This is a genomic window from Phyllobacterium sp. P5_D12 (assembly GCF_054049495.1).
The window spans coordinates 1-9,347 of record NZ_JBFUMG010000145.1; the positions used below are offsets into that span (position 1 = coordinate 1).

Annotated in this window: 9 protein-coding genes and 1 pseudogene; all 10 read right to left on the bottom strand. The window is 55.3% G+C overall.

Going from position 1 to position 9,347, the window contains the following annotated elements; translation table 11 throughout:
• Nucleotides 1-348, bottom strand: a pseudogene (locus tag ACXJ5O_RS11830) (LpxI family protein); the annotation flags it as partial.
• Complete coding sequence (gene lpxA, locus ACXJ5O_RS11835; RefSeq protein ID WP_457300065.1) at nt 332-1,159, bottom strand: acyl-ACP--UDP-N-acetylglucosamine O-acyltransferase; 828 nt, start codon at nt 1,157-1,159, stop codon at nt 332-334. The gene lpxA and the pseudogene ACXJ5O_RS11830, both read right to left, overlap by 17 nt.
• Before the next feature lie 8 nt (nt 1,160-1,167).
• Nucleotides 1,168-1,653 carry a 3-hydroxyacyl-ACP dehydratase FabZ gene (gene fabZ, locus ACXJ5O_RS11840; protein WP_112529286.1) on the bottom strand — a complete coding sequence of 162 codons (486 nt, stop codon included), beginning with the start codon at nt 1,651-1,653 and terminating at the stop codon, nt 1,168-1,170.
• Nucleotides 1,646-2,701, bottom strand: coding sequence for a UDP-3-O-(3-hydroxymyristoyl)glucosamine N-acyltransferase (lpxD, locus tag ACXJ5O_RS11845; protein WP_457300066.1), 1,056 nt, complete (start codon nt 2,699-2,701; stop codon nt 1,646-1,648). Before lpxD ends, fabZ begins: the two co-directional genes overlap by 8 nt.
• 53 nt (nt 2,702-2,754) lie before the next feature.
• Nucleotides 2,755-5,130, bottom strand: a complete 2,376-nt coding sequence (gene bamA / locus ACXJ5O_RS11850) for an outer membrane protein assembly factor BamA (RefSeq protein WP_457300067.1) — start codon at nt 5,128-5,130, stop codon at nt 2,755-2,757.
• Nucleotides 5,131-5,359: 229 nt separating this feature from the next.
• Nucleotides 5,360-6,499, bottom strand: coding sequence for an RIP metalloprotease RseP (gene rseP / locus ACXJ5O_RS11855; RefSeq protein ID WP_457300068.1), 1,140 nt, complete (start codon nt 6,497-6,499; stop codon nt 5,360-5,362).
• A gap of 43 nt (nt 6,500-6,542) precedes the next feature.
• Nucleotides 6,543-7,373: a phosphatidate cytidylyltransferase gene (locus ACXJ5O_RS11860; RefSeq protein ID WP_457300069.1), complete on the bottom strand. Its 831-nt coding sequence runs from the start codon at nt 7,371-7,373 to the stop codon at nt 6,543-6,545.
• Between the two features lie 37 nt (nt 7,374-7,410).
• The gene (locus ACXJ5O_RS11865) at nt 7,411-8,130 is read right to left on the bottom strand and encodes an isoprenyl transferase (RefSeq protein ID WP_457300070.1); all 720 of its coding nucleotides are present in this window, start codon (nt 8,128-8,130) and stop codon (nt 7,411-7,413) included.
• 146 nt (nt 8,131-8,276) lie between these two features.
• Nucleotides 8,277-8,837 (bottom strand): ribosome recycling factor, encoded by a 561-nt coding sequence (gene frr / locus ACXJ5O_RS11870; protein WP_457300071.1) that lies wholly within the window; start codon nt 8,835-8,837, stop codon nt 8,277-8,279.
• 43 nt (nt 8,838-8,880) lie between these two features.
• Nucleotides 8,881-9,347: amino acid kinase family protein (locus ACXJ5O_RS11875; protein ID WP_457300072.1), on the bottom strand; the 467-nt coding region annotated here is incomplete at its 5' end.

Here is a 9,347-nt window from a genome sequence, read left to right on the forward strand (position 1 = left end):
CAGGAAACGATAGAGCGCAACGAGATTACCGTTTCCCGGTCGAAGCGCAGCGCGGAACTCCGGCCTGTGACGAATGCCGCCCGCGAGGACAACATTGGAAATGCCCTCGGCCTTGAGTATCTTGACCAGGCCGCCGAGTTCGACAATTGAAATCTCGGCGTGCTCGCCCGCGTAGAGCTCAGGTTCCGCCTCGCCTTTGATCGCAACAATCAAGGGATTGTCGCCAAGCTTCCGCAGACTTTCGGCGACGGCGACAGGAAGCTGGCCATTGCCGGCGACAATGGCAGTCCGTCCCGCTATGGGCGGGTGCAGAGCAGTCGATGGCAGTGTTTTAGCTGTTGTCGTCACTGTCACTGATCTCGATTGCGGAATCGAGTGGCGGCGTACAATAGGCGCGCTTGGTATCAGTGGTGATGAAATCAACCAGATCGGCTACGGCGGGCGAATCCGGGAATGCCACGCGCACATCATCTGCACGGCTCTTGATCGATTTCGTGCGGTCGAACAGCATGCGGACGGCATGCCGCAGATTGTGGATTTCCGGACGCGCCATCCCCGAACGCTTCATCCCGATGATATTCAACCCGCCGAGATAGGCGTGGTTGCCGATAGCCATGCCATAGGGAACGAGATCGCTTGCCAAGGCAGCAAGACCGCCAATGAAAGCATGATGCCCGACACGTACGAACTGATGAATGCCTGCACCTCCGCCGATAATGACGTTATTGCCGATGGTGACGTGCCCGCCGATCATCACATTGTTGGAGAAGGTGACGTTGTCGCCAATCACGCAGTCATGCGCGACATGCGCATAAGCCAGGAACATGCAATTGTCGCCGATCGTGGTGATGCCGCGGCTGCCATCCGTACCGCGATGCATGGTCACGCCTTCGCGGATCACGCAGTTCTTGCCGATGACGAGTGTCGTATAGCCGCCCTTATGCTTGGTATTTTGCGGGTCACCGCCAAGAACGGCATTGGGATAGACCTTGGAACCGCTGCCAAGCGTCGTGGGCCCCATTATGGTGACATGGCCGATGAGTTCGACGTCATCGCCAATGACGGCTTCAGATCCGATGTGGCAAAATGGTCCGACAGATACCCTGTCTCCGATTTTCGCGCCCTGCTCGATGATAGACGACTGATGAATGCGAGACATAAAGGGGCTTAGACTCCAGACTCGTCTTCATCGGGAAAGCCTACCATGGCGGCAACTTCCGCTTCGGCAACCTTCACGCCGTCAACTTCGGCTATACAAGCGTATTTGTGGATGCTGCCGCGCTGCTTCAGCTTCGTCACCCGCAGCTTCAATTGGTCGCCAGGAACGACGGGCTTGCGGAACTTGGCGTTGTCGATGGTCATGAAGAAGACCTTGCCCGGCTTACCGCTGCCATTGTGAAAGAGAACGATCGCGCCGGCAGTCTGAGCCATTGCCTCGATGATCAAAACACCCGGCATGATCGGCAGCTCGGGAAAATGACCGGCAAAATGTGGTTCGTTGATGCTGACATTCTTGATGCCGGTGGCCGATACGTCACGGTCGATATCGACGATGCGATCGATCAGCAGAAATGGATAACGATGTGGCAGATTCGCCAGAAGTTTCTGGATGTCCGCAACTCCGAGGCTCTCCACTTTCACATTATCACTCATCTGAACCGCTCTCCTTCTTGGTTCGCGTCATCGCACGCACGCTTGCGATTTCACGGAACCACTGCTTGAACGGCTGAGCAGGCGCGCCAGCCCACCTCTCGCCGTCCGGTATATCGTTCATCACGCCGCTCGCCGCGGCGATCTCGACGCGTGAACCGATGTTGACATGATCCTTGATCCCGACGCTTCCACCGAGCATCGTCATGTCACCAAGGACCACACTGCCCGAAATGCCACATTGCGCAGCAATAACGCAATGCCGCCCTATACGCACATTATGGGCGATTTGCACGAGATTATCGATTTTCGTGCCTTCACCGATAGTCGTGTCAGCCAGAGCACCACGATCGACCGTTGTATTGGCGCCGATTTCGACATTGTCCTGAATAATGACGCGGCCGAGTTGCGGCATCTTGTCGAGCCCGGCCCTCCCAGGCACATAGCCAAAACCATCCTGGCCAATTCTTACACCCGGATGCAGCAAGACGCGATTACCCAAAAATGCGTACTGAACCGAGCAACTCGGAGCGATATAGCAATCTCGACCAATCTTGCAGCCATTGCCAATGACCACATTGGCGGCGATCACGGTGCCGGAACCGATAGAAACATTGCTCCCGATAATAGCGCCCGGCTCAATCGTAACGTCAGTTTCGATCTCTGCGGACGGGTGGACAATCGCATGGATCGATATACCGGTCTGTCCACTCCACAAATGCGCATTGACGGCATTGGGGTAGAGCGCGCGGCCAATGGCAGCAAAATCCTGCTGCGGATGACGGGTTACGATAATGGCGACGTTCTTGGGAACGCTAGCCTTTATTTCGTCGGTACACAGTACGCCGGCAGCCTTGAGGTCACCGAGATCCACGGCGTGTTTCTTGCTTTCGATAAATACGACCGCATCGGGACCTGAATCCGAAAGCGAAGCCAGCCGCTTGACCGGCCGATTTGCCAATGAACTGTCCACGAGAACGCCATTGGTCAGACCTGCGATCTGACCAATTGTCACGTTCAACAGTGGCTCATAAAAGATAGGATCGGCCATCGGCTACTTTCTCCCCCGGGGAAACTTGCTCCCCCCGGGAGGTCAGCAATCTATCAGAACTTGCTCGACATGCCGAAGTTGAAATTCTGAACCTGATCGCCTTCAACCTTTTTGACCGGCACAGCATAATCGAAGCGCAGCGGACCGAATGGAGACGCCCACATGATGCTGGCGCCGACCGATGCACGCCATTCCATTTCGGTTGAACCTTGAGCCTCCGGAAGATCATTCCCGTAGAGCGTCGCGGCGTCAGCAAATACAGCACCACGAATACCGATGCTCTCCGGAACAACAGGCATCGGGAACTGCGTCTCCAGCGATCCGCTGAAGTAAGTATTACCACCAAGGAAGCTGCCGTCGGCGTCAAGGCCTGGGGTCAAATCACGAGGACCTATACCAGCATATTTGAAACCGCGGATCATTTCGCTGTTATTCTTGAACAGGTCGAACACCCGCAGATCTTCGTCGCCGAAACCAGCGATATAACCCGCGCCAACACCGACCAAGCCAACAATGTCCATCTCATCGGACAGCGTCTTGTAATACTGACCTTTGAACGTGGTCTTCAGGAAGTTGGCGTCACCGCCGATACCAGCATATTCCTGATTGAACCTCGCGTAGATACCGTCATGTGGGTTCTTTGTATCGTCGATCGTATTATACGTCAGCGACCAGCTTACCGATGACTTGATCCAAGGGCTTTCGTCAGCCGCATCCGCAAACGCTTGCGATATCTCGCTAAGATCCGGAGTGCCATCAGGATTCAGCGCATCGCCGTCAATCTTATACTTTTCTTCAGTGAGATTGTAGGCAACACCGGCCGTCAAATCATCGGTGATCGGCAGACCGAAGCGAATGGTACCGCCGGTCAAATCCGTCTCGTATTTGTTGTTCACACCCGACTGGCGTTTGAAAATATCGAAGCCGGCTGCAATGCGCTGACCAAGGAAGTATGGCTCGGTAAACGACAGCGAATAAGATCGGTTGTTATCAAGACCGCCGCCAGCGGCAATACGGACGTACTGGCCACGACCGAGGAAGTTGCGCTCGGTGATCGAAGCTTCAACCGTCGGCCCAGGGTTTTCACCACCGGTCGTATAACCGCCACCGATGGAGAATTCACCGGTCGATTTCTCGATGACGTCAACGACAAGCACAACCTGATCGGGCTGCGAACCGGGCGCCGTCGAGATGTTGACTGTCTGGAAGAATTGCAAAGCCTCCAAACGGCGCTTGGCACGCTGGATCAAAACCTGGTTGAAGGCATCGCCTTCACTGACATCGAATTCACGGCGGATGACGAAGTCGCGGGTCTTTTCATTGCCGCGGATTTCAATGCGCTCGACATAGGCGCGTGGGCCTTGATCGATGGCATAGGTCACCGAGATCGTATGATTCTCGAAGTTGCGATCACCGCGTGGCTCAACCTTGGCAAAGGCGTAGCCCTGACCGGCAACCTTCTCGGAAACCTTGATGATCGAGTCTTCGACTTCCTTGGCGTTGTAGGTATCGCCTTCCCTCGTCTTGACAAGGCCGTTCAACTGCGAGGTATCAACACCCTCGACCGAGCTTTCGATCTGAACGCCGCCGAACTTGTACTTCTCACCTTCTTCAACTGTGATGGTGATCGTGTAGTCGTTGGTGGCTGGATCGAGGTCCGCCGTGGAGGAAATCACACGGAAATCCGCGTAACCGCGGTTGTAATAGAACCGGCGAAGCGCTTCCTCGTCTGCGCGAAGGCGATCTTCGCTATAAACGTCGTTCCGTGTCAGCCAGGAAAGCGGAGTGGACTTTTTGGTCGAGATAACGTCGCTCAGGCGGCGATTGCCAAAAGCCTGATTGCCGACGAAATTGATCTTGGCAATCTTGGTGCGATCGCCTTCATTGATCTCGAACACGACATTGACGCGTCCTTCGCCCAGATCCATCGTCCGGCCAGAGACCGTGGCATCGCTGCGGCCGACATTGCGGTAGGCGGCACGTACAGCCTCGACATCGGCATCAAGCGTCGCCTGGTCGAAAGCGGCGCGCGGCTTCAATTGCACAGCATTTTGCAGCGCAGGATCCTTGATCTTCTTGTTGCCCTGGAAAATGACCTGGTTGACGACCTGATGCTCATTGACCTGAACGATCAATGTTCCACCTGACTGGCTGATACGCACATCGCTGAACAGGCCGGTGCCGAACAGGCGCTTGGTTGCCGCATCGATGTCTGCATTGGAAAAAGGCTTGCCGGGCGTAATCCCCAGATTGTCGCGAACCGTCTGGGCATCCACACGTGTGTTACCGCGCACTTCAATGCGGCTTACTGTTGCTGCCTGTGCTACTGTTACGCCTGCTACCGTGGTTACGATTGCACCCGAACTCACAAGAGCCGCTGATATGGCGAGCGCTGACGCTGCACCAACAAATTTTGAACTTGCCGCCATAGGCCTTATGAACCTTCGTTTCTCGTTGTCCCCGGGCGAGACCCCGGAATAAGCACTTACTCGCACACCGTCATAGCCGGTTTTTACATACACGCAAGGCTTACGGTTAAAATCTGTTTACTTCACAAGAAAGCGTGGCATCCATGCCACGCCAATCGAAGCTTATAGTAAACAGATCATATCGCTTGACCAGCCAGCGCCTCAAATTTTCATCAATGTTTAACGTTTGCTACCGGCAAGCAAAAAGATCGTTAAACACAACAAACCCCATGAATCCTAAGACTAAAAAGAATCCGGCGCGAAAGAAAATCTCTTGGACAACCGGCCTGACAGGCTTCCCGATGACGGCTTCGGCTGCATAGAAGACCAGATGCCCGCCATCAAGAGGCGGCAAGGGAAACAAATTGAGCAGGCCGATACCGATGGATAGCATCGCCGTTAGCTGGATAAGCCAATCAACGCCCTGGCTCGCCGCCTGCCCCGCCATTGTGGCGATCTTGACAGGCCCTCCCAACTGGCACTTGTCTTCACGACCTGCGAAAAACCGGCTGAAAAACTGACCGGTGCGGGCTATGATAAATCCGCTTTCACGCACAGCTTGAACAACTGATTCGACGGGGCCGTATTCGATCCGCCGGAAGTTCCCCAACTCCTGATTGTTGACCACGCCGATCACTGCGATCTTGACAGTGTTTCCGAGCGGATCCTTTTGCTCCAGCAGCTCGGGTGTCGCGGTCAGCTTAATTTCCTGACCCTTGCGCTCCACCACGAAATTCAGGGCGTCGCCGGCTCGCGAAGACACATGACGCTGAACGTCCGAAAAGGTCTCGACTTTGTCGCCGTCTACGCTGATGAAACGGTCGCCTGGCTGAAATCCGGCAATTGCTGCAGGACCACCGGGGCGGACTTCCGCCACCATAGGGTCAGCGACCATCTTGCCATATAGAGAGAAGAACACCGAAAAAATGGCAACCGTCAGCAATATGTTGAACGCGGGACCCGCAAAGACCGTGGCGGCACGCTTCCAGACTGGCTGGGTATGAAAGGCAACAGCCCGCTCTTCAGGTGTCATCGCTGCAGCCGGCGTTCCTACGGAGCTGGATACGCCCTCGTCGCCGGCAAATTTGACGTATCCGCCAAGCGGAATTGCCGAAAGCTTCCAGCGCGTGCCCTTGCGATCGGTGAATCCTATTAACTCTGGCCCAAAGCCGACGGAGAATGCCTGGACACCAATTCCGCACCACCGTCCCACAAGGTAGTGACCCATTTCGTGGACGAAGACCACGACGGTCAGAACAATCAGGAATGGCAGAATCGTTCCGATCAAAACGCTCTGAGTACCGAAGAGAGTATGCAGTGTTTCTGTCAATATATCCTCCGGGCCAATCAGATGACCCTGTGGGTTCGCTCGTCTAGAAAAGAATGTCGTACGGCGTTTCCGGTGTCACCAGAATTGCCCCGATGACGTATAGCAATGCTGCAGCAGCTACAAGTCCGTCGACCCGGTCCATCACACCACCGTGACCGGGGATGAGCTGGCCGGAGTCCTTAATGCCAAATCGACGTTTCACCCATGATTCGCCAAGATCGCCGATCTGGGCGGTGATCGACAATAAAAGCGCGATCAGCGGAACGGAAACGCTGCCCGCCGGCGTGATAAAGGCGGCAAAACCGACGCCGGCCGCTACCCCTGCTGCTGCGCCGCCAATTGCACCTGACCAGGTCTTGTTGGGCGAGAAGCGCGGCGCTAGTTTTGGCCCGCCAAGCGCCCGTCCGTTGAAAAACGCAAAGATATCGGTCGCCCAAACGACGGCAAACAGGAACAGGATTGCCGCAAACCCATCGCCTGTGTCACCGCGCAACAATGTCAGCGCGATGGCTGGAAAGCCGGAGTAGATGAGGCCGAATGCCGGCCAATAGCCATTCGCACGCCCGCCGATTGCGGCAACAAGCGCTGCGCCTGCGAACAGCACGCTAATCATCGTCAAGACATCTTGGGTGAAGAGAAGCACCACCATTGCACAGATAAGGCAAATCCAAGCCAAACCGCGGGTGACGGATGTCGACCTCTGGAATGTGATGAGTTGCCATTCGTAAAACACGCTCAAGCCTATCGCGCAGGCCAGAATACCGAAGGCAAATCCGCCGAGCGAGGTAAGAACGACCGCAATGACGATAAGGACAATCGCGCTCAGAATGCGTTTTTGCAGATTGGAAAGACCACTAAAGCCAATTCCGATCATATCGCACCGGTCTGCCGCAGAGGATTGGCCTTAAAGGTCACAGGGCGATTTCCTGCGCCGCCACACCGCCGAAGCGTCGTTCGCGCATCTGGAACGTTTCTATGGCCTCGGCCAGATGGGAAGGCCGGAAGTCGGGCCAATAGCAGGGCAAGAACATGAATTCGGAATAGGCTGCCTGCCAGAGAAGGAAATTCGACAGGCGCATTTCGCCGCTGGTCCGGATAATCAGATCGGGATCAGGGATATCGGCCGTATCCAGCCGCACCGATATGGCTTCGGGCGTAATGTCTTCGTGGGTGATAACACCCGATGCAACGTCCGCAACCAGGCGCTGAACGGCACGGGTTATTTCATTGCGTGAACCATAATTGAAGGCAATAACCAGCGTGAGCCCTGTGTTCCTGATCGTCAGCGTTTCCGCTTCGTCGAGAAGGCGGCGAATATCCTTGGCCAGATCCTGCCGTTCTCCAATGATCCGCACCCGCACATTCTCTCTGTGCAGATCAGCGAGATCGCGTCTGATGAAGAGTTTCAGAAGTCCCATAAGATCGGTAACTTCCGAGCGCGGCCGCGACCAGTTTTCGGACGAGAACGCAAACAGCGTCAGGAATGGTATATCCATCTTGCCCGCGGCGCGGATAACCTCACGCAGCGAATCGACGCCGGCCTTGTGGCCAGCCGTCCGCGGCAGTCCCCTCGCCTTTGCCCAACGGCCATTTCCATCCATGATGATGGCAATGTGGCGCGGATTGGACATTGGCTTTGACCTCCAGTGGACTGATTACGTTATTGTCGGTTCGGACACTTTTGAGAATTTACCCTCATGAGGCGTGTGGGTTGGTATTCGAGAACCGGAGCACTGGAAACGCAACACATATCCATCAAGTGGTGATCAAAAGTTTCTCAAACCTGCATGATTTCCGCTTCTTTGACAGCAACGACTTTATCCATTTCTGTAATGGTGTCATCTGTCAGTTTCTGGACTTTTTCGGACAGGACACGATTGTCGTCCTGACTGATGTTGCCGTCCTTTTCCAACCTCTTCAATTCGTCCATGCCGTCGCGGCGAACGTGACGCGCTGCGACCTTGGCATGCTCGACATATTGATGGGCGATCTTGACCAGTTCCTTACGGCGCTGCTCGTTGAGTTCGGGCAAGGGAATACGCAAATTGTTGCCGTCGGTAATCGGGTTGAGGCCAAGGCCTGACTCCCGGATCGCGCGCTCAACCTTGCCCACCATCGACTTGTCCCAGACGGACACTGCGAGCATTCGCGACTCTGGCACAGTGATATTGGCAACCTGATTGAGAGGCATCTGCGAACCATAGGCCTCGACAGTAATAGGCTCCAGCAGGCTTGCCGAAGCGCGGCCGGTGCGAAGCCCGCCGAGATCGTGTTTCAGAGCCTGTATGGCACCGTCCATCCGGCGCTTCAGGTCGTTCAGATCGAGTGCGTCACTCATGCTCAATGCTCCTTATTCTTGGCAGAACTGCCCGACAGAACAATCAATGGTCCGATACAACCGTTGCTCGTCCTCTACCCTGTAGCACTTCTGCAAAACCACCCTTTTCGTGGATCGAATAGACGATTATTGGGATATTATTTTCACGTGCAAGAGCAACAGCCGTTGTATCCATCACCGCGAGCCCGCGATCCAGCACGTCCTTGTGGGTCAGATGATCAAACCGCACAGCATTTGGGTCTTTTTTAGGATCGGCTGAATAAATTCCGTCGACTTGGGTGCCCTTGAACAGGGCATCGGCCCCAATCTCCGCTGCACGCAGGGCAGCGGCGGAGTCTGTCGTAAAGAACGGATTGCCCGTGCCTCCGGCAAAGATCACAACCTTGCCCATGTCCATATATTCGGTCGCCAGCCGTTGCGAAAATGTCTCGCAGAATTCAGGCATGGTGACCGCCGAAAGGACAACCGTGTCGATACCGATCTTCACCAGTGAAGTGCGTAGCGCCAGGG